This window comes from Erythrobacter sp. (assembly GCF_039988855.1).
In the GTDB taxonomy this organism is placed as follows: Bacteria; Pseudomonadota; Alphaproteobacteria; order Sphingomonadales; family Sphingomonadaceae; genus Erythrobacter.
In genome coordinates, this window is record NZ_JBDXIY010000015.1 from 965,002 (window position 1) to 989,470 (window position 24,469).

Below are 24,469 nucleotides of genomic sequence, written 5' to 3' on the forward strand. Positions count from 1 at the left end.
TAACTTCATGACTATTAGTGTGCAAAAGCTGACTTAATCGCTGATAGAAAGGACGCATGGTGCATCGCACCATTGACGCTTCACGGGGCATCAGTCATTGGCTCCAACCCATGGATATAGCGCCTTCTTACGCCACGATTCCCGCACGCGATCCCGCCAACAGCTTTCAGGACATGATCCTGACGCTGCATGATTTTTGGGCGGCCAATGGATGCGTGATCTTGCAGCCCTATGACATGCGCATGGGGGCAGGGACCTTTCACACCGCAACAACTCTGCGCGCGCTTGGCCCTGAGCCTTGGAATGCCGCCTTTGTGCAGCCCTGCCGTCGCCCTACTGATGGACGTTATGGTGAAAACCCGAACCGCCTTCAGCATTATTACCAATATCAGGTGATCTTGAAGCCTAGCCCAAGCGACATTCAAGGCCTCTATCTTGAAAGCCTGCGGGCGATTGGTATTGATCCGCTAGCCCATGATATCCGCTTTGTTGAGGATGATTGGGAATCGCCAACGCTGGGCGCATGGGGCCTTGGCTGGGAAGTGTGGTGCGATGGGATGGAAGTCACCCAGTTCACCTATTTCCAACAGATGGGCGGCTTTGATTGTAAGCCTGTGGCGGGCGAGCTCACTTATGGGCTAGAACGCCTTGCGATGTACATTCAAGGCGTTGATAATGTTTACGATCTGGCGTTCAACAGCCACGGCGTGAGTTACGGGGACGTGTTCCTTGAGAACGAACGCCAGATGTCCAAATGGAACTTTGAGGTTGCTGATACGGACGCTTTGTTCGACCTGTTCGCTAAGGCTGAGGCGGAGTGTCAGAACGCTCTGGCCGCTGATGTTCCATTGGCCGCTTACGAACAAGCGGTAGAGGCGAGCCACCTCTTCAACCTCCTCCAGGCGCGCGGCGTGATCAGTGTGCAGGAACGCGCGTCCTACATGGCGCGGGTGAGGGACTTGGCGCGCTCATCCTGTGAAAAATATGCTCAGATGATGGCGCCTCAATGGGCCGAGAAATACCCGGAATGGAGCCTTATCTGATGGCCGATTTCCTTCTTGAACTTCTCACCGAAGAAATCCCTGCGCGCATGCAAAAAGGTGCGCGCGCTGAGCTGGAAAAGCTCTTTGCGCGTGAGCTTAGCGCAGCCGGCGTTGCTGCGGGTGACATCACAGTTTGGTCGACCCCGCGCCGTTTGGCGTTGATTGCCCGCGATCTACCGACTGAGACCGAAGCTGTGCGCGAAGAGGCCAAGGGGCCGCCTGTTGGCGCTCCTGATCAAGCGGTCGATGGTTTCTGCCGCAAGAACGGCGTCACCCGCGAGAGCCTTGAGGAACGCGAGGTTAAAGGCCGCGCGACCTATTTTGCCGTGATCGAAAAGCCGGGTCAGCAAGTGAGCGACCTTCTCAGTTCCGCAATTCCGGCGATGATCCGCGACTTCTCATGGCCCAAGTCCATGCGCTGGGGCGAGGCGTCTGTTTCTAGCGAAAGCACGCGCTGGGTCCGGCCTTTGTCGGGCATTATCGCTCTTTTGGGCGGCGAAGTCGTGCCGTGCGAGGCGGCGGGGCTGTCGAGCGGACGCACAACCATGGGGCACCGCTTCCACTCAAACGGCCTCATCGGCATTGATAATGCGGACGACTATGCGCCCAAACTGCGCGCCGCCCATGTGATCGTCGATCAGGAAGAGCGCGCCGGGATCATCCGCGAAGGCGCGCGCAAAGCCGCCAAAGCCGCTGGGCTTACGGTTGTTGCTGATGAGGGTTTGGTGGTTGAAAACGCAGGCCTCACCGAATGGCCAGCGCCGCTTTTGGGCCGCTTTGACGAGGAATTCCTCGCGGTGCCGCCCGAGGTGATCCAGCTCACCGCGCGGGTGAACCAGAAGTATTTCGTGTGCGAAGATAAAGCGGGCAAGCTCGCCAACGCCTTCATTTGCACTGCCAATATTGACGCCGCGGACCCCGCCGTAGTGGTGGATGGCAACCGCAAAGTGCTTGCAGCGCGCCTCGCCGATGCTCGCTTCTTCTGGGAGCTGGATCAGAAGAAAACGCTTGAGGAACACGCCAAGGGGCTGGAGCGGATAACTTTCCACGAGAAGCTTGGCACGGTCGCGGATAAAGTCGACCGGGTCGCGAAGCTTGCGCGGTGGTTGGTTGAGGAAGAGGTTATCAAACCCACATCCGTTCGCCCTGAGCCTGTCGAAGGGCGCGGCACACCGTCCGATAACAGTGCTTCGACAAGCTCAGCACGAACGGTTGAGGAGTTGGCCAACCTAGCCAAACAAGCCGCGCGTCTGTGCAAAGCAGACCTCGTCACCGAAATGGTCGGTGAGTTTCCTGAGCTTCAAGGCCTGATGGGCGGTTATTACGCGGAGAAAGAGGGGCTTCCAAGCGAAGTCTCCAACGCCATCCGCGACCACTACAAGCCGGTGGGGCAGGGCGACGATGTGCCGACTGCGCCTGTGACAGTGGCTGTGAGCTTGGCGGATAAGCTGGATACGCTTGCGGGCTTTTTTGCGGTCGGCGAGCTTCCGACGGGATCAAAGGATCCTTTTGCTCTGCGGCGTGCTGCTCTTGGCATTCTCGCAATCATGCAGAAGAATAGCTTGCGATTGCCGATTTCCCAAACCGCTTTTGACGTTACGAGCTTGTTGCTGTGGCAGATAGCTGGGCAAAATAGAGCCTTTACTTGGGATGGCGACCAACCAAATGAACAGCTAGTAACCTGTCACCCAGAGAAGTTTGAAGTGGATTGGGTCGGTCGCGATTGGTATGTGATGTTTGGGCGCGAAAGAGACCCCTACAGCCCGGTCGGTACTGATGACGAAATGGCCTTTGTAGGCGCTAAGGGTGTGCATCCTTGGAAAAATCGTGCCGTTTTGATTGACGAATTCGCAGACTTCTTCGCAGACCGCCTCAAAGTCCAACAGCGCGAAGCAGGCGTCCGCCATGACCTCATCGATGCGGTTTTCGCGCTTGGTGGTGAAGACGACCTCGTCCGCCTCCTTACCCGCGTCCATGCTCTCCAAAGCTTCATTGAAACCGACAATGGTGCAAACCTGCTCGCCGGGTACAAGCGCGCGGCGAATATCCTCAAGAAAGAGGAATGGGAACCGGGTGCGGCTAACCCTGCGCCTGAGCCTGCCGAAGCGGCTCTGATCGCGGCGCTTGATCAGGCGGAACCCAAAGCGGCATCCGCTATTCAGGCAGAAGATTTCGAAGGCGCAATGGAGGCGCTCGCACTCTTGCGCGCTCCAATCGACACCTTCTTTGAAGACGTAATTGTGAACGCTGAAGATAAGAATGTGCGCGCCAGTCGCCTCGACCTGTTAGCACGTCTGCGTAGCGCAGTTCACGAAGTTGCCGATTTCTCAAGGATTGAAGGTTGATGGTTCAGACAGTCTACCCCTTTGGCGGTGATGCCGCTCACGCCGATCCTCGTCAGGGCGACAAGACAATTACCGGGGGTAAGGGCGCGAACCTTGCCGAGATGGCGAGCATTGGCCTGCCGGTCCCTCCCGGCTTCACCATCACAACTGAGGAATCGGTGCGCTACTTGCAGGACGGCGCAGATTTCTCCGATGCTTTGCGGGCAAATGTCACCGAAGCGATTGGACATATCGAGAAATCGGTTGGCAAAAGCTTTGGCGACGCGGCTGACCCCATGCTGGTCTCAGTGCGTTCCGGCGCGCGGGTTTCGATGCCGGGCATGATGGACACGGTCCTCAACCTTGGCCTCAACGATGCAACGGTCGAAGGGCTTAGCGCGACTTCGGGTGATGAGCGTTTCGCATGGGACAGCTACCGCCGTTTCATTCAAATGTATTCCGATGTGGTCCTAGGTCTTGACCATGGCCTGTTCGAAGAAGCTCTTGAAATCTGCAAAGAAGACAATGGCTATTACGCCGATACAGAGCTTTCCGCCGAAGAGTGGAAGGCGCTTGTCGCTGAATTCAAGGGCATAGTGGAAAGCGAATGGGGCAAGCCGTTTCCGCAAGATGTGACCGAGCAATTGTGGGGCGCGATCCGGGCTGTGTTCGACAGTTGGGACAGCGACCGCGCCAAGGTTTACCGCCGCCTCAACGACATCCCCGGTGATTGGGGCACGGCGGTAAACGTGCAGGCGATGGTGTTCGGCAATATGGGCGACACGTCGGCGACCGGCGTTGCTTTCACCCGCGATCCGGCAACGGGTGAGCGCGCCTATTACGGCGAATATCTCATCAACGCGCAAGGCGAGGACGTTGTCGCTGGCATCCGCACGCCGCAATATCTGACCAAAGCCGCGCGTGAGACCGCCGGGGCAAAGCCGCTCTCCATGGAAGAAGCGATGCCAGAGGCTTACGGAGAGCTGGCGCGTGTTTTTGACCTTCTCGAAGGCCATTACCGCGATATGCAGGATATCGAGTTTACCGTTGAGCGCGGCAAACTTTGGATGCTGCAAACGCGCTCTGGCAAGCGCACGGCAAAGGCCGCGCTGCGCATGGCAGTCGATATGGAAGGCGAGGGGCTGATCACTCAGGAAGAGGCCGTGCGCAGGGTTGATCCCATGGCGCTCGACCAATTGCTTCACCCGACCCTTGACCCCGATGCGGAGCGCAATGTGCTGGGCTCTGGCCTGCCGGCATCTCCGGGGGCGGCAGCGGGTAAGATCGTGCTTGATGCCGATACGGCCGAGCAATGGGTTGAGCGGGGCGAAAAAGTCATCCTTGTCCGCGTTGAAACCTCGCCAGAAGACATTCACGGAATGCACGCAGCGCAGGGCATTCTGACCGCACGCGGCGGCATGACATCACACGCGGCAGTGGTTGCGCGCGGCATGGGGCGGCCCTGCGTGTCCGGTGCAAGCGCGGTTTCCATCGACCTTTCCTCGCGCACTTTGAAGATCGGTTATGAAGACCTCAAAGAGGGTGATGAAATCACTCTGGATGGCGCTAATGGTCAGATTATGCTGGGTATTGTACCCACGGTTGAGCCTGAGCTTGCCGGCGATTTTGGCACGTTGATGGTGTGGGCAGATGCTCATCGCCGCATGAAAGTGCGTGCCAATGCCGAAACACCAGCGGATTGCAAAATGGCGAAGGCGTTCGGAGCAGAAGGCATCGGTCTTTGCCGCACTGAGCACATGTTCTTTGATGCAAGCCGAATTAAAGCCGTGCGTCAGATGATCCTTGCGGAAGAAGACACAGGACGCCGTGCGGCTTTGGACATATTGCTTCCTGAACAGCGCGCCGATTTCACCGCGATTTTCGAAGTGATGACGGGTCTGCCTTGCACGATTCGCCTATTGGATCCGCCATTGCATGAATTCTTGCCAACGCAAGATGCCGAGTTCGAAGAGCTGGCCGATGTGACGGGGCTGGGTGTGGATCACCTCAAGCGCCGCGCGGACGAATTGCATGAGTTTAACCCAATGCTCGGCCACCGAGGCTGCCGTCTTGGGATCACTTTCCCGGACATTTATGAAATGCAAGCGCGGGCCATCTTCGAGGCGGTATGCGACGTGAAGAGGTCTTCTGGCGAGGTGCCTTTACCAGAGGTCATGATCCCGCTGGTGGCGACGAAAAAAGAGCTCGCTATCCTCAAAACGCTGGTTGACCGTGTGGCTGAGGAAGTCTTTGCGGAGAAGGGTACACGCGTTGATTATCTCGTTGGCACCATGATTGAGCTGCCGCGTGCAGCCTTGATGGCCGGAGAGATCGCCAAGGAAGGCGCATTCTTCAGCTTTGGCACAAATGATCTGACGCAAACCACGCTTGGCGTGAGCCGCGATGATTCGGCCAAATTCCTCGCGCCTTATGTCGAAAAAGGCATTTTCGCGCGTGATCCATTCGTCAGCCTTGATGAAGAAGGTGTTGGTCAGTTGGTGGAACTTGCCGCCGAGCGGGGACGGGCAACCCGTCCCGACATCAAACTTGGCATCTGCGGCGAGCATGGGGGTGATCCTGCCTCAATCGCATTCTGCGAAAGCGTTGGCCTCGATTATGTCAGCGCGTCGCCTTACCGGGTACCAATTGCACGCCTTGCAGCGGCACAAGCAGCCTTGAAATAGGCTTTAACGCCAACCTGTTAGAACGAGGATGTTGAAGGTTTCTGTGACCTTCCCATCCTCCCCGCGCAGGCTGTCGAAAGCCGCTTCTGCGCGTCTTAGCCAATCGCGCGTTAGGGGCGGCACTTCGGTTTTAAGCGACCGGGTCAAACCATGATCCCTCAGATCGCTGATCAACTGATGCAATGATGAAAACCGCACATTTAGCGCAAAGCTGTCCACCACTTTCCGTGAAAAACCAGCGCGTTCAAGCAGAGCTGTTCCGGCTCGATTGTCGACCAGCGGGTGCATGCGTGCAGCTGGTCTTTCACCATCTGCCTGTAAGGCAATTTGCCGAAGTGCCGGGAGCGAACCTACACCCGGAAAAGCAGCAATATAAAGCCCGCCTGATTTTAACCCATTACGCGCGTGGATAAGGGAACCGGGCAGGTCGTTGACGGTGCCAAGGCCAAGGATGTGAGCGATAAGATCATATTGCTCGAATGATCCGGGAACCTCCACGTCGAAATCCCCCAATTGCGCCCGAGTAGTAGCGTTCAAACCGCCCGTTTCATCCCCCATGATCAGGGACGTTTCCGCTTCAAAACGCATGAAATCCAAACGATCTGCAATATCCTGTGCAATCGTAGTATAGAGATAGGACGCAGCATCTTGCCCGGACTGAAGCGCGCGTGCGCGGGCCCATTTGGCCGCGGCAGCTTTGCGATCAAAGATCTGCGGGACTTGAGGCTTTGGCGTCGGCGGTTTTGACATGACGCATCCCTTGGCGCGCTTGCCGCGCTTGCGCAAGAGGTGCACAATGCCGCTCGATGGCGAGTTCAATGCACATTGCCAAAGGGATCAAGGAAGGCCTTCGACCCTTAGTTGATCTGGTTTATCCGCCGCGCTGCGCTTCGTGCGGCGCTGCGACGGCCAATCAAGGTTCACTATGCCTTGATTGCTGGGGTGAGCTTGAATTTCCGGTAAGCAAAGCAAAGCCCAAAGATGCGCGCCATGGCGGGATCATCGCGGCAACGGTTTACAATGATATGTCGCGCGGGCTTTTGTTGAAGTTTAAACACGGCGGCAAACTTGCACTTGCGCCCTTGCTCGGGAAAATGATGGCCTCGCGCATCCACGTTGACGTAGGCGCGAACCCATTGATTGTGCCTGTACCCCTTCATCGCACTCGCATTTGGCAGCGAGGATTCAACCAATCTGCCATGCTTGCGCGTGAAATTGCGAAGGCTGGGAAGGGGGAACTCATTGTGGACGCCCTCGTCAGGCAAAAGCGCACGCCCAGCCTGGGGAATATGAGCGCGGATAAACGCAAAACGGTTTTAGCTGGAGCGATTGTAATACGTCTCAAGGCAAGGGGTTTGATCAAAGGCCGAGAAATTATCCTTGTCGACGATGTTTTGACTAGCGGTGCGACAAGCGACGCCTGCGTCGAGGCTTTGCTTGGCGCGGGCGCGTCAAAAGTTCGCATAGCGTGCTTTGCGCGCGCGGATCACGGTGCGCTCGGTTAAGCACCGTTCGAACCTAAAACTGTTCCAGAAAAACGAAACGCCCGAGGCTGTTAAGCCCCGGGCGCCGCGTGACGAAACGGTGTAGATCCGCTCTAACGAGCTCAGAAGGCGACCCCCTAACTTCGCCTTCAGGACCTTGTCCCTCATTCGTTCAATCGGCCCTGCCAACACCCCGCTGTTGGTTTGAACCGATAACCCCCCTGAACCTGGCGTTTGACAACACCGATTGTTAGGTGGATGGACGCTCTTACGTCGTCCATGGAAGCGTTCTTCCACTCTGGTTCCATATCTTAAAGACGCTTTGCGGATTTTTGCGTATTTTGAGAGTCAGATGTTGTTATCTTGCAACAATCTGTCGCATGAGATGAACCTCTGACCGCTAGTTGTCTCGGATTGTTACGCTTAGGGAGAGCATTTTTGTCTGCGCCTGCATCTATAAACGCTGAAACACGTGAAGAGGGTACCTTGTTTGCTCCAAAGTACGACAACAATGGTTTGTTGTCGGCCGTGGTGCTTGATTCGATTTCGAAGGAGGTGCTCGTCGTCGCGTTTATGAATGCAGAGGCGTTGGCCGCCACTCGGGAAAGTGGGAAGGTGACCTTCTGGTCGCGTTCACGTCAAAAGATATGGATGAAGGGGGAAACCAGCGGGCATGTCCTTCAGGTCGAGGATATCCTTGTCGATTGCGATCAAGACGCCTTGGTTATTTACGCGAAGCCTGCAGGTCCGACCTGCCACACGGGGCGCACTTCCTGTTTTTATCGCAGGCTTACCCCGAAGGCCGATGATGCTTCCGCTCTCGTAAGGGTCAATTCTTGACGCTCACGTAAAGGTAAGGTAATTCATGTCGTCATGGATAGCCAAACCGACTCGCTCACCGATACTCACGCAGACGCTGATGAGCCGCGCCGCAATGGTGCGCATCTTGATCGGCCCGATGATTTGGCGCGTGAACAATTCTCAATCTCTGATTTGACCTCCGAATTCGGCTGCACAGCGCGTGCTTTGCGGTTTTACGAAGATGAAGGACTGATCAGCCCGGCTCGTGTGGGATTGACCCGCGTGTATTCCAAACGCGATCGTGCGCGCCTTGCCTGGATCATGCGAGCGAAGAATGTGGGCTTTAGCCTCACGGAAATCCGCGAGATGATCGACCTTTACGATCTTGACGATGGCCGTGTAGAACAACGCCGCGTCACGGTTGAACGCTGCCGCGCGCATATTTCCAAATTGAAAGAGCAGCGCGACGACATCGAATCGTCGATCAAAGAACTCAGCGATTTTGTCGTAGAGGTTGAAAAGCTCGATTTGGGCTGATCTTATCTCTCTACCGCTCCTTTTTAAAAGCCTCCTATAAAGGGATCACCTGATGCCAACATATACCGCCCCGACCCGTGACACGCGCTTCGTCCTCAACGAGATGCTGGACCTTGCTTCTTATGGCAATCTGCCAGGCTTTGAGAACGCCAGCCAAGATTTGATCGACACGATTGTCAATGAAGCTGGCAAGTTTTGTTCAGAAGTTCTCGCACCGATCAACCAATCGGGCGACGAAGAAGGCTGTACCCGTCACGAAGATGGCAGCGTGACCACGCCGAAGGGCTTTAAAGAAGCATACGACGCCTATGTCGAAGGCGGTTGGGGCACTTTGGGTAAGCCTGAAGAGTTCGGCGGCCAAGGCCTTCCGCACACTCTTGCAATGGTGGTGGAAGAGTTCACTGCTTCTGCAAACCAAGCGTTTGGCATGTATCCGGGCCTTACCAATGGTGCATCGGCGGCTATTGAAGTGGCTGGTACGCAGGAGCAGAAAAAAGCCTATCTGCCCAAGATGATTTCGGGCGAATGGTCGGGCACGATGAATTTGACCGAGCCGCATTGCGGTACCGATCTGGGCCTAATCCGCACCAAGGCAGAGCCGCTGGGGGATGGTTCTTACAAAATCAGCGGGACCAAAATCTTCATCTCAGCAGGTGAGCACGACCTAACCAGCAACATCATCCACCTTGTTCTGGCCAAGACTCCGGGTGCACCGGACAGCTCTAAAGGCATTTCGCTCTTCATCGTTCCTAAATTCATCCTTGATGAAAATGGAGAGCCCGGTGACCGCAACGGTGTCACTTGTGGCTCAATTGAAAAGAAGATGGGTATTCACGCCAACTCAACCTGTGTGCTCAACTATGACGAAGCGACCGGCTATATGCTGGGCGAAGAGAACAAAGGCCTTGCAGCCATGTTCGTTATGATGAACGCGGCGCGTTTGGGTGTGGGTCTTCAAGGTCTCGCACAAGCAGAAGTCTCTTATCAGAACGGCGTGACCTATGCGCTCGACCGTCGCCAGGGCCGTGCGCTTGCGGGTCCTGCCGAACCTGAGGCGAAAGCTGACCCAATCTTCGTGCACCCTGATGTGCGCCGGATGTTGATGGACGCCAAAGTCTTTAACGAAGGTATGCGCGCATTGTGCCTGTGGGGCGCTCTTCAAGTGGACCTCACTCACAAAGCGCAGACTGAGGAAGAGCGGCAGCTTGCTGATGACCTGATCGGTATCATGACCCCGGTGATCAAAGGGTACGGCACCGACAAAGGCTATGACATCGCCAACAATATGCAGCAGGTTTACGGCGGTCACGGATACGTCAAAGAATGGGGCATGGAGCAGTTCGTACGCGATAGCCGTATCGCCATGATCTACGAAGGCACCAACGGCGTTCAAGCGATGGATCTTTGTGGCCGTAAGCTTGCCAGCAAGGGCGGCCGCGCGATCCAAGCTTTCTTCAAGATGATTGATGACGCAATTGCAGACGCCAAAGGAAATGAGGCACTTGCCGACCTCGCGACCACGCTTGAAAAAGCTTTGGGTGAGCAGAAAGCAGCGACCATGTGGTTCATGCAAAACGCGATGGCGAACCCGAACCACCTTGGCGCCGGCGCGCACCACTACATGCACATCATGGGCATTGTGACGCTCGGTTTCTTCTGGCTGAAACAAGCTAAGACGGCATCTGCTGCTCTTACTGGCGACCCAGAAGACAAGGCGTTCTACGAGGCGAAAATGACTTCGGCAGCTTACTATGCAGAGCGCTTCTTGCCTGACGCAGGCGCGCTTCGCCGTAAGCTTGAAGCAGGCAGCGAGAACATGATGGCTTTGCCGGAAGAGGCATTCTCAACCGCTGCTTAATCGGCACTGATCAAAACACGAAAGACCCTCGCTAGTGGACAGCTGGCGGGGGCCTTTTTCTATGCGCAAAAGTTTGATGCAGATCACAGACACGCTTGCCAGATGCTCTCACCCTCAATAGCGTCGCGTACAAGAAAAATAGGGAGAGTGAATATGCGCAATCTGGCAACTGGATTGGGGGCCTTACTGGCATCAACCGCACTAGGGACCGCGGCCATCGCTCAAGATGACAGCCCGTTTAAGGCCGACATCACTCGCACCACGCACAATATCGCCCATATCGAAGCCGATACATGGGAAGGTGTGGGATACGGCGTTGCCTATGCCTATGCGCAGGACAATATCTGCATGATCGCCGAAGAATTCGTCAGCGTGCGCGGTGAACGCTCTCTCTATTTCGGGCCTGATGGCAAGAATGAGCTTGGCCTAAGAGGCGCAGACAATGTGACCTCAGACATCTTCTTTCGTAGCCAGATTAGTTTGCCATCCTTGCGGGCAGGGGCCGAGGAAACGAGCGAGGCAACGCAGGCTTTGATGGTAGGCTATGTTGCTGGATATAACCGTTATTTGTTCGACAATCCGGTATCGACCCTGCCATCCGAATGCCGCGATGCAGAATGGGTGCGCCCCATCACCTCTGATGATATGCTTCGGCTCACGGAAAAAACCATGCTTCTGGCCAGCTCGCTTGCGCTTGCAGGCGGGATCGCCGAGGCCCAGCCACCCAGCGGCAGCAAAGAGTCGGCCAATCTTGAAACGCTCACATTCCCGGCTCCACCAGAGCCAAACTATGGCAGCAATGGCTGGGCCTTTGGAAGCGATGCGACCGCGGATGGCAAAGGGCTTTTGATCGGCAATCCGCATTTCCCTTGGGAAGGGCCAGCACGCTTTTGGCAAATGCATGTGCGCGGGCCGGACGGTTATGACGTAATGGGAGTTGGGCTTGCCGGGACGCCGCTTCCAACGCTTGGTTTCAACAAAGACGTTGCATGGACCCACACCGTGACCAGAGCGCGCCATTTTACCGTCTATATGCTCTCGCTCGATCCCAAAGACCCCACCTCTTACATGGTCGATGGCAAGAGCGTGCCGATGGAAGAGATCACCGTCAGCGTGCCCATGCCAGAGGGCGAAGAGCCGGTGGAAAAGACGCTCTACACCACGCAGTTTGGCCGGATTGTCACCGTGGATGACACGCCATTGCAATGGCAATCGCAATTCGCATTCGCGCTTAAAGATGCCAATAGCGGCAATCAGCGCGGGATAGGAACCTGGCTTGAAATGGGCAGAGCGAGCAATGTCGGTGAGGTTGAAACCGCCATCAGCGAAACACTGGGCATTCCATGGGTGAACACCATTGCCGCCGATAGACAAGGCAATGCGCTGCATGCCGATATCACCGCGGTTCCCAATGTCAGTGCCGATTTTACAGAGAGCTGCGGCACGCCGTTTTCGGGAATTGTGGCCGACCGTGTGACCCTGCTTGATGGGACGCGTTCTGAGTGTGATTGGGGCAAGATCGCCAACGAAGGATCAATCCCCGGCCTGCTTCCCGCAAGCGATCAGGCATCGCGCACGCGCACCGATTACGTGACTAATTCCAATGACAGCTATTGGCTAAGCCATGCAGGGGAACCCTACCGCGAGCTATCACCGATCCTGGGGGCGTATAAGACACAGCTGAGCTTGCGCTCGCGCTCAAATTATACCGAGACCGAAGCGACCCTTGCACAAGCTGAGATGGATCAGGCGAGGGCAAAAGAACTGGTGTTTGGGAACAAGGTTCTTGCCGCTGATCTGGTCATGGAACCTTTGCTAGCCGCTTGCGAGGGTAGCAACTCTCTTGCGGAGGCATGCGATGTTCTGAGCAAATGGGACAGGCGCGTCGAAACAACCAGCCAGGGCGCGCTTTTGTTCCTTGCTTTCTGGAGCAAGGTTCGCGGGCGTAAAGATTTGTGGGACGTGCCGTTTGACGTGGACAACCCCGTAACAACGCCGTCTGGTTTCAATGCAAGCGAGGCCATGCTGGAGGCGCTTGGCGAAGCGGTGAGCGAATTGTCAGGAAAAGGCATCCCGCTGGCCGCTCCTTGGGGTCAGGTTCTCACCCGCGCAGATGGCGAGGACAAAATCGCAATCCATGGCGGTACGGGACTTGCGGGTATCTTGAATATGCAAGAATCGCAGAGCGTCGAAGGCGGACTGACGCCGGTTCACGGCTCAAGCTATATCCAGATCGTTAGCTTTGATGACGATGGACCTGTTGCCGACGCCATCCTCAGCTATTCACAAAGCACCAACCCTGCATCGCCGTTCTATGCTGACCAAACCCGCCTGTATTCTGAAAAGAAATGGCACCGCATGCCGTTCTCCGATGAAGAAATCGAAGCGGCACGGATCGGCGATACGGTGACGATTAGCGAGTAGAGTAGGGCGCGAATGATCGCGCCCGCTCAAACTATTCAACCGGCAAGAAGTCCGGCACGGAGAGGTAACGCTCACCAGTGTCATAGTTAAAGCCCATCACGCGTGAGCCTGCTGCCAATTCGGGCAGCTTCTTCGCGATGGCGGCCATAGTGGCACCTGATGAAATGCCGATCAACATGCCTTCCTCGCTCGCCGCTCTGCGGGCCATTTCTTTTGCGTCATCTGGATCAACCGTGATCGCACCATCGATTGCGTCGGTGTGAAGGTTGCCCGGAATAAAGCCTGCGCCAATGCCCTGAATCGGGTGGGGCCCCGGCTCACCGCCATTGATGACGGGGGAAGCGGTGGGTTCGACACCATACGCTTTGAAGTCTTTCCAATGCTTCTTCAGCTCTTCTGCGCAGCCTGTCAGGTGGCCGCCCGTGCCAACGCCGGTGATCATCACATCGATGGGAGTGTCGATGAAGTCCGCAAGAATTTCCTGCGCAGTCGTCCGCGCGTGCACAGCCGGGTTCGCGCCATTGTCAAACTGGCTTGGCATCCATGCGCCATCCGTCGATGCGACAATCTCTGCGGCGCGGGCAATCGCGCCCTTCATGCCTTTTTCCTTTGGTGTCAGATCGAATGAAGCGCCGTAGGCAAGCATCAGGCGTCGGCGTTCGATCGACATGCTTTCAGGCATAACGAGGATGAGGGTGTATCCCTTCACGGCTGCCACCATCGCAAGACCGATCCCGGTGTTGCCTGATGTAGGCTCTACGATTGTGCCGCCCGGTTTCAAAAGACCTTTGTCTTCGGCATCTTCGACCATAGCAAGCGCGATGCGGTCCTTGATTGATCCGCCGGGGTTTGACCGCTCAGATTTCAGCCACACTTCATGGTTCGGAAAGAGCTTTGACAATCGGATATGCGGCGTTCCGCCAATCGTCTCGAGAATGTTTGCAGCTTTCATGTCGGGCTCCCTACTTACTGTGTTTGGGCTTGAGTCTGTTTCTGTTGATCGCCTTCTAGCAAATCATCTGGCGGATCGAAGGTCTTTGTTGTGCGTAATACTGGGAATATTCGGCTCCACAGCAATACGGTTACAATCGCGCCTGCACCGCCGGCGATCAATGCCGCAACGGGACCAATGGCATAGGCAAGCGCGCCTGAGAAAGCATCGCCTCCTTCGTTCGAGGCGCTGATGGTCATTTGTGAGACAGCCGAAACCCGGCCGCGCTTGTCATCGGGCGTGTGCAATTGGATGAGGGATTGGCGGACATAGACGCTGAACATATCGGCCGAACCAATGATGAAAAGCATCGCAAGGCTAAACGCCATGTTGCGCGAAAAGGCAAAGGCGATCGTAGCGAGCCCGAACACAAAGACGGCCCAGAGCATTTTTGGACCCACTTGGGTTTTAAGCGGACGGAACGAAAAATACGCAGCGGTGAGTGCCGCACCAATGCCAGGAGCCATGGCAAGCTGCGCGAGACCGTCTGCTCCGACCTCAAGAATATCACGTGCAAAGACCGGCAGAAGTGCGTTTGCTCCGGCCAAGAAGACCGCCAACAAGTCCAAGGTGATCGCTCCCAAGACCATCTTGTTGCGGCCCACATATTGCAGGCCATCAACTATCGCGCCGATGGGGCGTTGATCTTTCTTCATGGCAGGTTGCGGGACTTTCCCAACACTGCTCAGCGCGATGAAACCCACCACATAAAGGCCAAAGCCCACGCCGTAGGGAAGGGCAGGACTAAGCGAATAGAGATATCCCCCCATCGCTGCACCAAGGATTGTGCCCAATTGCCATGCAACCGTGGATACCGCGATAGCCGTCGGCAGCAGTGTCTTTGGGACAAGATTAGGGGCAAGTGCGGAATAGGCAGGGCCCGCAAATCCGCGCGCAATGCCCAGCAGCACCGCGACCCCAAAAAGGATCGGCAAAGACAGCGTGCCAGCATAAGTGAACCACCCCAAAGTCCCTGCGCAAAGCATTTGCAAAAGGATCGTCAAAAGGGCAAGGATCCGGCGGTCGAACCGGTCTGCGGCCAATCCTGTGAACGGGGTAAGCACAAACAGAGGCAGAAACTGGAGTAGCCCAATCAGCGCCAATTGGCCTGATGCAGCGCCAATACTCATCCCGGCATCACGGGCCAGATTGTAGGTCTGCCAGCCGATGATCAAAATCATCGCATATTGGCCCAAAGTCATCGAAAAACGCGACGTCAAATAGGCGCGAAAATTGTGGACCTGAAGCGGATGAGTTGGATTTTTAGAAGTCACCCATGCGCCATGACAGGCGCAGGCGGCCTTGCCAAGCAAACGGTTTGGGTAGGCGTCTAAAGCTAGGGTTTAGCGATTACGGCGAAGTCGCGGATTGGGTTGCAGCGTGTCAATCATCGCCACAAAATCATCAAGACGGATGATCCGTTCAAACTGGAAACCAGCGCGTTTTTCACGGGTCCAAATCACATAGGCTTCAATCCGGCCAATGACCGGCAAGCGGATGATTACCCGTTCTCCACGTCCGAGGCTCTCAGCATCATCAACCATAAAGCCATGCGCAGAGATGTTTGACACATGAAGATTGATGTCGCCCTTCGAATGATGTTCGACAATTACAGGGAAATCCACCGGATGACGCGCTGCGCGCCGCATGTCGGTTACACTTAGATTTGCTCCACCTGCCACAGGTCCAACCCTCCTTAACAATCCGTCCGAACCCATGCGGACAATCTGCAAACTGGAGAAGAAAGGCTGATATTTCGTAAAGCGCTTGGGACAGTTACGAAGTTAACCGTTTTGACTAAGGGAAATCATGAAGCGTGATCCCCGTGATTGACCAGCAAGTTAGGCCCCTTCCGCATGCAATCGAGAGCGGGACCTAAACAGTAATGAGGCCATGCTTCTTTTTTCCAAGGCTAAGCTTTAACGGTTGTTCGCCGCTTGGATGCACCACATATCCAGCGTCCAAAATCACATCGCCGTCGATTTTGACTGCGCCTTCGGCAATCTTGCGTTTGGCTTCTTTGTTGGACGCGGTGAAACCAATTCCGGTCAGGACTTCTAAAAGCCGCACGCCGCCAGATCCCGTCGCAAAACTTGGCAAATCCTCGCCTGCTCCGCCGCCGACAAACGTTTCGCGGGCGGTGGCTTCTGCACCTTTCGCGGCATCCAACCCGCGCACCATCGCGGTTACCTCATTGGCAAGCAGGGCCTTCGCGTCATTGATTTCAGCTCCTTCCAGAGCTTCCAACCGAACGATCTCTTCCAATGATAGATCGGTGAAAAGGCGCAGGAACTTACCCACGTCACGGTCGTCTGTGTTGCGCCAATATTGCCAGAAGTCATAGGCGGGAAGCGCATCTTCATTGAGCCAGATGGCACCATCGACCGATTTACCCATCTTTGTGCCATCCGCGCGAGTGATAAGCGGCGCAGTGACCCCGTAAACCTCGCGTGCATCAATACGCCGGTTGAGCTCAATCCCGTTGACGATATTGCCCCATTGATCGGACCCGCCCAATTGCAATTGGCAATCATAGTCGCGCGCTAGCACGAGGTAGTCATAAGCCTGCATGATCATGTAGTTGAATTCGAGGAAGCTTAATGGCTGCTCGCGGTCGAGGCGGGTTTTAACCGAATCGAATGTCAGCATCCGATTGATCGTAAAGTGCGGGCCGACATCGCGCAGCATTTCGACATAGCCAAGCTTACTCAACCAATCGTCATTGTTGATGAGCAGCGCTCCGGTATCACTATCGTTAAAATCGAGGATGCGTTCAAAGCTGCCTTTGATACCGGCAATATTCCCGGCAAGCCGTTCGTCTGTCATCAGCTGGCGGGTTTCATCCTTGCCCGATGGATCGCCCACCTTGGCCGTACCGCCGCCCAAAATGACAATTGGGCGGTGCCCTGCCTGCTGCAGCCGCTTCAAAAGCATGATCGAGGCAAGGTTTCCGATGTGTAGCGATGATGCGGTCGGATCAAAGCCCACATAGCCGGTGATGACCTGCTTTGCGGCCCGCGAATCCAGTGCGCCCGGGTCGGTTATTTGGTGCAAATGGCCGCGTTCTTCGAGAAGGCGTAACAGATCAGATTCGTAAGTCATGAGGGGCCGCTTAACAGCGTGGGCTTACGCGGGCTAGAGCTTTGCGCGGTTGCGGCACGTTGGGGAAAGCCACTTGCTAAGCTTGCCCCGACTGCCGATAGGGGAGCGTATGAAACCTTTGATGCTCCACAGCTCCTGTGACCTTGGCCCCATTCGTTGCGTCACCGCAGAAGTGAAAGACACAGATGTTGGGTGCGAGGCCCGCTTCAAGCTTGAAGGCGGTGTGGATCAGATCAAACTTCCAGAAGCGGCTCCGTCGATCCGCACTGATGATTTGTGGAAGACCACCTGTTTTGAGATTTTCTGGCAGCCTATAGGCGTTGCCTACTACCGCGAGTTCAACCTTTCACCATCTGGACGCTGGGCTGCGTATGATTTTGACGCTTTCCGCGAAGGTATGCGTGATGCGCCGGTGGATGCAATTTCCCTGAGCGTGATCCAAAATTCGAGCGATGGGGTGGGGGAGTTGGAATTGGTGGCCAGCATTGCATCGCAATTGCCTACACCTGCGCAAATTGCACTTAATGCTATTGTCGAGCACGAGGACGGCGCCTTGCAATTCTGGGCGCTCGCCTTTGGTCCGGGCAAAGCCGAGTTTCATTCTGAGGCCTGCCGCCAATGGGTTCTTGGCGGGGAATAGGCGTTTCATATCGCCTGCAATTCTATTGCCAGCGGCAAACCATTTGTGGCGGTGGTTGCCAAAACGTCCGGATTGAGCGTCAGACGTGCTGTCTGCAAAACTTGATGTTACCAAGCTTCGCAATCATCATTGCGTTTGCTGCGGCACTGCGCCAATTCATCGCATATGACCTCATCAGTGAAATTTGGCATCGATCGCCTTATCGCCAGCCCTGAACTGCTCGCTCAGTTGGAGGGCCGCCGTGTCGCATTAATCGCTCATCCGGCAAGCGTGACCGAGGATTTGACCCATTCGCTTGATGCCTTGATCGCAGCAGGCGTGAATGTGACCGCCGCCTTTGGCCCGCAACATGGTCTTAAGGGCGACAAGCAGGACAATATGGTCGAGACGGCCGATGAGATGGATCCGGATTATGGCATCTCGGTGTTCTCGCTTTACGGCGAGGTGCGCAGGCCCACCGGTCAGATGATGAGCACCGCCGATGTGTTCTTGTATGACCTTCAGGACCTAGGCTGCCGGATATACACATTTGTCACAACGCTCCTCTACCTGCTCGAAGAGGCGCAGAAGCTGGGAAAAGAGGTGTGGGTCTTGGACCGCCCTAACCCTGCGGGGCGCCCGGTTGAAGGCACGATGCTGTTGCCAGGACATGAGAGTTTTGTGGGCGCTGCCCCTATGCCGATGCGCCACGGTTTGACGATGGGCGAGATGGGGCACTGGTTCATTGATCACTTCGACCTTGATGTGGCTTACAAGGTGGTGGCGATGGAAGGGTGGAACCCGAATGCAGGCGGGAACGCGATCGCGAGCGGTTATGGCTGGCCTGAGGACCGCATCTGGGTGAATCCGTCGCCCAATGCCGCGAGCCTGAATATGGCGCGCTGTTACGCTGGCACAGTGATGATCGAAGGCGCGACCGTGAGCGAGGGCAGGGGGACCACCCGGCCTTTGGAGGTGCTGTTCGGAGCGCCAGACATTGATGCAAAAGCGGTGATGCGCGAAATGCAAAGCCTAGCGCCCGATTGGTGCGAAGGTGTGACGATGCGCGATTGCTGGTTTGAACCGACGTTTCACAAACACGCAGGGCAGCTGTGCAATGCTATCATGCTCCACGCCGAAGGGCCGGGGTATGACCACGATGCGTTCAAACCGTGGAGGATGCAGGCACTGGCGTTCAAGGCAATCCGGCGGCTTTATCCGGACTATGAATTGTGGCGGGGCAAGGATTTCAAGTATGAATACACGAATGACGTCCTCGCGATTGATGTGATTAACGGTGGGCCGTCTTTGCGCGAGTGGGTGGATGATCCGGCGGCGGTGCCCGATGATCTGGATGCGCTGGCGTCAGTGGATGAGGCGGCTTGGGTTCAGGCTGCGAAGCCGCATTTAATCTATCGAGAGAGAACGAAATGAAAATCAGCGCATCAAATCATATCCAGCGCTCGGCTGTCTTTAGCGCGGTTTTGCTCTCGATGGCATCCGCATCCTTTGCTCAGCCTACCCCTGTCGAAAATGAGCCTGAGATAGTCAAAGAAGGGACTGATTGGCTGGGACGTGTTTCTTACATCCAGCGCTTTAGCTTGCCCGACCTCACTATCAACCGGCTCTACTTGTATAACTCTCAGGTATACCATGTGTTTGGAGGTGCAGGCGGTGTAACTGAGCCCATTAGTTTGAGAGTTAGATGTCGTGTACCACCCAACGGGTTGGTCCAGTTGCCACATTGCGAACCGGTAGCCTCGCCCGGTTCCGCTGCTGCGCAAGCCTTCAACGCCGTAACAATATCTTACGAGAACTGGCCAGAGATCCCACGACTACGATTGCTGAAACGCTGGTCAGGAACAGATGCAGAGGAGAAAAAGTGGGCACTTTATCGGCAGGTGGAGTTTGACCTCAATGTTCCAGCGATAACGGTCCCGGATGTTGATCTCGCAGCTGGCAAGATCGTAGAGGTTTCAGCGTTGAGAGAGAGAGCAAGAACCTTCCGGGAGGTGATAGAGAATTACCCAATCCGTGCACTACGTGAAGATCGCCAAGCTAACTTAGAGGCTCATTGCCAAATTCAAGGTGATCTTTCGATAATTTGTGATGAAGTAAACTCAGACCCACCTGAGGATCTGCGTTACTTCGAACCAACATTTCGCGAGGCAATGCTTAAGACGAAAGCAAACGCGACGCTCGCTGATGGAAGCGATGCACGCGGCGTCCGCTTTCGAGTGGTGTTTCCTTACAGGCTAAGACAACGGTAGCAACCATTACTCCAGATCAATGCCCCTGTTTCCGGCTAAGCTCGCGCATCGCATCATCCAGCCCTTCTAAGGTCAGCCCATACATGCGGTCGTTCACGAGCTCCTTGAGCATCTTGGTGGACTGCGAATAGCCCCATTGTTTTTCGGGCACGGGGTTTAGCCAGACCGTCGCGGGATAGGTGTCGGTCACACGTTTCATCCATGTCACCCCGGCTTCTTCGTTCATGTGCTCGACACTGCCGCCTGCGTGGGTGATTTCATAGGGGCTCATCGCCGCATCGCCCACGAAGATGACTTTATAATCGTGGCCGTATTTGTGGAGGATATCCCAGGTCTTCTCCCGCTCCTGCCAGCGGCGTTTATTGTCTTTCCACACGCCTTCATAAAGGCAGTTATGGAAATAGAAAAACTCTAGGTTTTTGAACTCAGTAGTGGCAGCACTGAACAATTCTTCGCACAGTTTGATGAAGGGATCCATCGAACCGCCAACATCAAGAAACAAGAGCAATTTCACCGCATTACGGCGCTCTGCTCGCATATGAATGTCGAGAAAGCCTTGTTTCGCCGTGCCATCAATTGTCGCATCCAGGTCAAGCTGATCCTGCGCGCCTTCACGGGCAAAACGGCGAAGACGGCGCAAAGCCATCTTAATGTTGCGGGTGCCCAATTCTTTGGTGTTGTCGAGGTTTTTAAACTCACGTTTTTCCCAGACTTTGACGGCTTTCTTGTGCTTGCTTTCGCCGCCAATACGCACGCCTTCCGGGTTGTAGCCTGAACTGCCGAAGGGCGAGGTGCCCCCTGTGCCAATCCATTTGTTACCGCCTTCGTGGCGCTTTTCCTGCTCAGCGAGGCGTTCTTTGAGTTTTTCCATCAGCTCATCCCAATCGCCGATCTTTTCCATCTCGGCCATTTCTTCTTCGGTGAGGAATTTCTCAGCCACCGCTTTGAGCCAATCCTCCGGCACATCGACCGGATTTTGCCCATAATCGGACATGATGCCTTTGAAGACCTTGTGGAACACCTGATCAAACCGGTCGAGCATCCCTTCGTCTTTTACGAAAGTCGCGCGGCTGAGGTAATAAAAAGCCTCTGGCGTCTGCTCGATCACGTCTTTGTCTAACGCCTCAAGCAGCGTCAGATGTTCTTTGAAACTTGCGCCAATGCCCGCTTCGCGCAGCTCGTCCATGAAATTGAAAAACATGCGTGCGAGTGTAGCTGCACGTACGCCGTGATGCTAGCCCGAAAGACGCATAACCGGCTCCAAATCTTCGCAGCTCTGTCCAGTTTTAAAGTTTCGCTAACCAAACTTAGTTAGACATCGCTTGCAAGACACGCCGCTAACTAGGCGTCTGAGGACAGGGTCGCAGACTAATGAAACCAATTGCAATAGAACCGGCAAACGGGGCGGCGCTTGAAGCCATTCCAGAAAACTGCGGCGCAGTAACGGTGGGATGCAGTCAGGTCGCAGGCGTGGTCGAAGCGGTGATTGCATCTTCCGAAGTCTTGCGCGCTGAACATGAGGCATTGCAAGGAACCGTTGCAGAGCTCGAAGCGGATCAGGCGAAAGTATCGGATGCGAGCGATGAAGCGCGGTTGCTTTCAGAGCGGGCGATTGAACGGCTTAACGAAGGTTCGGATTTGATCCATTCCTCATTGGGTCAAATCAACGGCTTGCTTGAAATGGTTGATACGCTTGCGGAGCATGTAACAACCTTTGCTGCCGCGATGGAGCAGGTTCGTCGCAGCGCAAAGGATATCGATGATATCGCAGAGACAACCAATATTTTGGCCCTCAATGCGACGATTGAAGCGATGCGAGCAGGGGACGCTGGGCGAACATTTGCTGTGGTTGCTGATGAAGTAAAGAGCCTTGCGAATGACACACGCAAAGCGACCGAAGAGATCACGCATACGATTGCCTCGCTCGATGAAGAAGCCAACACCTTCATCGGCAAAATTGAAGCGGGTAGCCACGCAAGCGGCGAAGCGAAGGCATCGGTTGCCCAGATCGAAGAAACAATGACAAATGTGAGCGGTCTTGTCGAAGAGGTTGATAAGCAGAACGATGTCATCGCTCGCTCAACCGGGACGATCAGCGGCCACGTCCACGCCGTGCAGGACGTATTGGAGCGTTATGACCGGGTGACACGCGAAAACGAGCACAAATTGTCGAACGCGCAAGGCGAAGCCGTCGGCCTTGAAAGCATCGCCAACGATATGTTCGATGGCCTTGTTCAAGCCGGCCTTTCGCCCCGCGACGAAGCCATGGCGCAGCATGCGATGGATGCAGCGCAAGAAATTATCGACATGACTGAAGACGCCATCCGTCGCGGAGAGATTTCTCAGCGAGCAGTGTTTGACAAGCAATACAAGCCGATCGAGGGGTCAAACCCTGAACGGTTCACCAACGGTTTGACTTCTTTCGCTGATCGCGTGTGGAAGCCCGTGATCAACCGTTCGACGGACAGCGTTGACGAGGCTGTGGCGACCGTGTGCGCGGATCCAAACGGGTTTATGCCTACGCATATCGATCGTTTCTCGCAAAAGCCGACCGGCGATTTTGATCATGATCAGCAATATGTCCGCAACGGCCTGATTATCATGGACCGCGCCGATAAGGTCGCCAGCCAAAGCGAAGCGCCCTATCGGCTTGCGGTGTTCCGGCAGCCGGGGCCAGGGGAACAGTATTACGTCGTGCGCAGCGTTTATGTTCCCATCCGCATCAATGGCGAGCGGTGGGGCGACCTCAAATTCGCCTATATTTTGGATGGCACAGACGAAGATTATGGTCGAGCCTGACTTGGCATGACCTGATCGGCGCGCGCCGCCGAGATTTAGCTCGGGTTGCGTCGCGCCATAAAGGCGAGGCGTTCAAACAGCATCACATCTTGCTCGTTCTTAAGAAGAGCGCCGTGAAGCGGTGGGATCGCGCTGTTGGGGTTGGCGTCTTGGAGAACATCCAACGGCATATCTTCGTTGAGGAGAAGCTTAAGCCAATCGAGCAGCTCGCTAGTCGAAGGTTTCTTCTTCAGGCCGGGAACTTCGCGCAGCTCATAAAAGATATCCATCGCCTTTTTCACCAGCGTTTTTTGAATGCCGGGGAAGTGAACGTCGATGATCGAAGACATCGTGTCGCGGTCTGGAAACTTGATGTAGTGGAAGAAGCAGCGGCGAAGGAACGCGTCGGGCAGCTCCTTTTCATTGTTTGAAGTGATGACGACGATGGGGCGATCCTGCGCCTCGATACGTTCCTGCGTTTCGTAGACATCAAAGCTCATCCGGTCGAGCTCTTGCAAAAGATCGTTCGGGAATTCGATGTCCGCTTTATCGATTTCGTCGATCAGAAGCACAGGCAGATGCTTGCTGGTGAATGCTTCCCACAGCTTACCTTTTTTGATGTAATTGCTGATGTCGTGAACGCGTTCATCACCCAATTGACCATCACGAAGACGCGCAACGGCGTCGTATTCATACAGCCCTTGCTGCGCCTTGGTGCTGGATTTGATGTTCCATTCGATCATTGGCGCGCCAAGAGCTTTGGAAATTTCATGGGCTAGGACCGTTTTACCAGTGCCCGGTTCACCCTTCACCAGAAGAGGACGACGAAGGGTCACGGCGGCATCCACTGCAATTTTCAGATCATCAGTTGCGATGTAATTGCTGGTGCCTTCAAAGCGTTGGCCGGAGTTGTCGCTCATGAGTTTTCCTTCAAAACGTATTTTCTTTGCCTATCCGATACGGATGCATGGGACGGTGTGCAAGAGGGCTTGCGCGGATGTTTGAAAAAGAGAGAGGTGGCAGTCACGGCTAGACAAAACGGTTAGGGCGTAATCCTGAGAAACCGCTGGGCGATGAGATCAAGAGCGCTTGGATCAAACCGCAAATCATCATCGCGCCAGCTCAAGATAAGCGCATGGGCGCGTCCGCTGGTATCTTGAAGAAGCCAGCTTAGATTGAGAACGCCGGGCTCAGAGCCGCCTTTATAGCCAGCGTATGCCCATTTCGCCTTTATGTCCGCAGACATTGAAGGGTTGATTGCCATGATCTCAAACGCTTCTGGATCAGCGGTTGTGAGCATATATCGCATCAAGTTCACAATATCGTTTGCGCTGGCAAACCATTCTACATCCAATGCGATGGGTGCGCCGGAAAAGGCCGCCTCGACCCGCCCATTGGGCAAGGTGATATCCTCTATCCCATCGAGGATCTGGCGCTTTACTTCTTCATCGCCGCGCAAATACGCGTTGAGCCGTCCCTCTGGCCCTGCTTTGAGCAAGAACATCTCGCGCGTTTTTAAGAAAGGCGCACTGAGTTCCGGCGCGCTGTGCCCGG

At 55.3% G+C, this 24,469-nt stretch carries 19 protein-coding genes and 1 pseudogene; 12 read left to right on the forward strand and 8 right to left on the reverse strand.

The features are described from left to right. Positions 1 to 173: 173 nt before the first annotated feature. From ABJ205_RS07535 to ppdK, 3 genes are read left to right on the forward strand one after another with little or no spacing between them, the layout of a single operon-like run. Positions 174 to 1,043 (forward strand): glycine--tRNA ligase subunit alpha, encoded by an 870-nt coding sequence (locus ABJ205_RS07535; RefSeq protein WP_348159401.1) that lies wholly within the window; start codon positions 174 to 176, stop codon positions 1,041 to 1,043. Beyond that, the gene (glyS, locus tag ABJ205_RS07540; RefSeq protein WP_348159383.1) at positions 1,043 to 3,388 is read left to right on the forward strand and encodes a glycine--tRNA ligase subunit beta; all 2,346 of its coding nucleotides are present in this window, start codon (positions 1,043 to 1,045) and stop codon (positions 3,386 to 3,388) included. The genes ABJ205_RS07535 and glyS overlap by 1 nt, the downstream gene beginning before the upstream one ends. Then, positions 3,388 to 6,051 carry a pyruvate, phosphate dikinase gene (ppdK, locus tag ABJ205_RS07545; RefSeq protein WP_348510034.1) on the forward strand — a complete coding sequence of 888 codons (2,664 nt, stop codon included), beginning with the start codon at positions 3,388 to 3,390 and terminating at the stop codon, positions 6,049 to 6,051. Before glyS ends, ppdK begins: the two co-directional genes overlap by 1 nt. Before the next feature lie 3 nt (positions 6,052 to 6,054). Here ppdK and ABJ205_RS07550 read toward each other — a convergent pair whose 3' ends face one another. Continuing rightward, positions 6,055 to 6,801: a methyltransferase gene (locus ABJ205_RS07550; protein WP_348159387.1), complete on the reverse strand. Its 747-nt coding sequence runs from the start codon at positions 6,799 to 6,801 to the stop codon at positions 6,055 to 6,057. A 68-nt stretch (positions 6,802 to 6,869) separates the two neighbouring features. Between ABJ205_RS07550 and ABJ205_RS07555 the strand changes: the two genes are divergently transcribed. The 5 genes from ABJ205_RS07555 (at position 6,870) to ABJ205_RS07575 (ending at position 13,155) form a co-directional block, all read left to right on the forward strand. After that, the gene (locus tag ABJ205_RS07555; protein ID WP_348159388.1) at positions 6,870 to 7,556 is read left to right on the forward strand and encodes a ComF family protein; all 687 of its coding nucleotides are present in this window, start codon (positions 6,870 to 6,872) and stop codon (positions 7,554 to 7,556) included. Positions 7,557 to 7,973: 417 nt separating this feature from the next. Then, positions 7,974 to 8,375 carry a phosphoribosyl-AMP cyclohydrolase gene (gene hisI, locus ABJ205_RS07560; protein WP_348159390.1) on the forward strand — a complete coding sequence of 134 codons (402 nt, stop codon included), beginning with the start codon at positions 7,974 to 7,976 and terminating at the stop codon, positions 8,373 to 8,375. A gap of 33 nt (positions 8,376 to 8,408) precedes the next feature. Further along, positions 8,409 to 8,873, forward strand: coding sequence for a MerR family DNA-binding transcriptional regulator (locus ABJ205_RS07565; RefSeq protein ID WP_348159392.1), 465 nt, complete (start codon positions 8,409 to 8,411; stop codon positions 8,871 to 8,873). Positions 8,874 to 8,925: 52 nt separating this feature from the next. Then, positions 8,926 to 10,731: an acyl-CoA dehydrogenase C-terminal domain-containing protein gene (locus ABJ205_RS07570; RefSeq protein WP_348159393.1), complete on the forward strand. Its 1,806-nt coding sequence runs from the start codon at positions 8,926 to 8,928 to the stop codon at positions 10,729 to 10,731. Between the two features lie 153 nt (positions 10,732 to 10,884). Then, a complete protein-coding gene (locus ABJ205_RS07575; protein WP_348159394.1) occupies positions 10,885 to 13,155 on the forward strand; it encodes a penicillin acylase family protein in 2,271 nt (756 codons plus the stop codon). A 31-nt stretch (positions 13,156 to 13,186) separates the two neighbouring features. Here ABJ205_RS07575 and cysK read toward each other — a convergent pair whose 3' ends face one another. From cysK to tyrS, 4 genes are all read right to left on the reverse strand, one after another. Next, on the reverse strand, positions 13,187 to 14,107 hold the full coding sequence (cysK, locus tag ABJ205_RS07580; protein ID WP_348159395.1) for a cysteine synthase A: 921 nt from the start codon (positions 14,105 to 14,107) through the stop codon (positions 13,187 to 13,189). Positions 14,108 to 14,121: 14 nt separating this feature from the next. Beyond that, positions 14,122 to 15,420, reverse strand: a complete 1,299-nt coding sequence (locus ABJ205_RS07585) for an MFS transporter (RefSeq protein WP_348159396.1) — start codon at positions 15,418 to 15,420, stop codon at positions 14,122 to 14,124. Positions 15,421 to 15,489: 69 nt separating this feature from the next. After that, a complete protein-coding gene (locus ABJ205_RS07590) occupies positions 15,490 to 15,828 on the reverse strand; it encodes a PilZ domain-containing protein (protein ID WP_348159397.1) in 339 nt (112 codons plus the stop codon). 193 nt (positions 15,829 to 16,021) lie between these two features. Continuing rightward, positions 16,022 to 17,248, reverse strand: coding sequence for a tyrosine--tRNA ligase (gene tyrS, locus ABJ205_RS07595; RefSeq protein ID WP_348510035.1), 1,227 nt, complete (start codon positions 17,246 to 17,248; stop codon positions 16,022 to 16,024). A 121-nt stretch (positions 17,249 to 17,369) separates the two neighbouring features. Between tyrS and ABJ205_RS07600 the strand changes: the two genes are divergently transcribed. From ABJ205_RS07600 to ABJ205_RS07610, 3 genes are all read left to right on the forward strand, one after another. Beyond that, positions 17,370 to 17,888: a hypothetical protein gene (locus ABJ205_RS07600; RefSeq protein WP_348510036.1), complete on the forward strand. Its 519-nt coding sequence runs from the start codon at positions 17,370 to 17,372 to the stop codon at positions 17,886 to 17,888. 177 nt (positions 17,889 to 18,065) lie between these two features. After that, complete coding sequence (locus ABJ205_RS07605; RefSeq protein ID WP_348159664.1) at positions 18,066 to 19,301, forward strand: DUF1343 domain-containing protein; 1,236 nt, start codon at positions 18,066 to 18,068, stop codon at positions 19,299 to 19,301. Continuing rightward, positions 19,298 to 20,137: a hypothetical protein gene (locus tag ABJ205_RS07610; protein WP_348159662.1), complete on the forward strand. Its 840-nt coding sequence runs from the start codon at positions 19,298 to 19,300 to the stop codon at positions 20,135 to 20,137. The genes ABJ205_RS07605 and ABJ205_RS07610 overlap by 4 nt, the downstream gene beginning before the upstream one ends. Before the next feature lie 16 nt (positions 20,138 to 20,153). Here ABJ205_RS07610 and ABJ205_RS07615 read toward each other — a convergent pair whose 3' ends face one another. Continuing rightward, positions 20,154 to 21,338, reverse strand: coding sequence for a VWA domain-containing protein (locus ABJ205_RS07615; protein WP_348159661.1), 1,185 nt, complete (start codon positions 21,336 to 21,338; stop codon positions 20,154 to 20,156). A 170-nt stretch (positions 21,339 to 21,508) separates the two neighbouring features. Here ABJ205_RS07615 and ABJ205_RS07620 point away from each other — a divergent pair, with 170 nt between their 5' ends. Continuing rightward, entirely contained in the window at positions 21,509 to 22,936 is a 1,428-nt protein-coding gene (locus ABJ205_RS07620; protein ID WP_348159659.1) for a methyl-accepting chemotaxis protein, read from the forward strand. Between the two features lie 35 nt (positions 22,937 to 22,971). Here the strand turns inward: ABJ205_RS07620 and ABJ205_RS07625 are convergent, their stop codons facing one another. Both ABJ205_RS07625 and ABJ205_RS07630 read right to left on the reverse strand, forming a co-directional pair. Next, positions 22,972 to 23,835: a MoxR family ATPase gene (locus ABJ205_RS07625; protein WP_348159657.1), complete on the reverse strand. Its 864-nt coding sequence runs from the start codon at positions 23,833 to 23,835 to the stop codon at positions 22,972 to 22,974. Positions 23,836 to 23,957: 122 nt separating this feature from the next. Continuing rightward, positions 23,958 to 24,469: pseudogene (locus ABJ205_RS07630) on the reverse strand (serine hydrolase); the annotation flags it as partial.

Excerpts from the sequence above, each read along its gene's own strand:
- cysK (WP_348159395.1), bottom strand. The coding sequence starts at position 14,107 with ATGAAAGCTGCAAACATTCTCGAGACGATTGGCGGAACGCCGCATATC.
- ABJ205_RS07535 (WP_348159401.1), top strand. The coding sequence starts at position 174 with ATGATCCTGACGCTGCATGATTTTTGGGCGGCCAATGGATGCGTGATC.
- ABJ205_RS07620 (WP_348159659.1), top strand. The coding sequence starts at position 21,509 with ATGAAACCAATTGCAATAGAACCGGCAAACGGGGCGGCGCTTGAAGCC.
- tyrS (WP_348510035.1), bottom strand. The coding sequence starts at position 17,248 with ATGACTTACGAATCTGATCTGTTACGCCTTCTCGAAGAACGCGGCCAT.
- ABJ205_RS07625 (WP_348159657.1), bottom strand. The coding sequence starts at position 23,835 with ATGAGCGACAACTCCGGCCAACGCTTTGAAGGCACCAGCAATTACATC.
- ppdK (WP_348510034.1), top strand. The coding sequence starts at position 3,388 with ATGGTTCAGACAGTCTACCCCTTTGGCGGTGATGCCGCTCACGCCGAT.
- ABJ205_RS07615 (WP_348159661.1), bottom strand. The coding sequence starts at position 21,338 with ATGTTTTTCAATTTCATGGACGAGCTGCGCGAAGCGGGCATTGGCGCA.
- ABJ205_RS07575 (WP_348159394.1), top strand. The coding sequence starts at position 10,885 with ATGCGCAATCTGGCAACTGGATTGGGGGCCTTACTGGCATCAACCGCA.
- ABJ205_RS07565 (WP_348159392.1), top strand. The coding sequence starts at position 8,409 with ATGGATAGCCAAACCGACTCGCTCACCGATACTCACGCAGACGCTGAT.
- ABJ205_RS07550 (WP_348159387.1), bottom strand. The coding sequence starts at position 6,801 with ATGTCAAAACCGCCGACGCCAAAGCCTCAAGTCCCGCAGATCTTTGAT.
- ABJ205_RS07610 (WP_348159662.1), top strand. The coding sequence starts at position 19,298 with ATGAAAATCAGCGCATCAAATCATATCCAGCGCTCGGCTGTCTTTAGC.
- glyS (WP_348159383.1), top strand. The coding sequence starts at position 1,043 with ATGGCCGATTTCCTTCTTGAACTTCTCACCGAAGAAATCCCTGCGCGC.
- ABJ205_RS07555 (WP_348159388.1), top strand. The coding sequence starts at position 6,870 with ATGCACATTGCCAAAGGGATCAAGGAAGGCCTTCGACCCTTAGTTGAT.
- ABJ205_RS07570 (WP_348159393.1), top strand. The coding sequence starts at position 8,926 with ATGCCAACATATACCGCCCCGACCCGTGACACGCGCTTCGTCCTCAAC.
- ABJ205_RS07600 (WP_348510036.1), top strand. The coding sequence starts at position 17,370 with ATGCTCCACAGCTCCTGTGACCTTGGCCCCATTCGTTGCGTCACCGCA.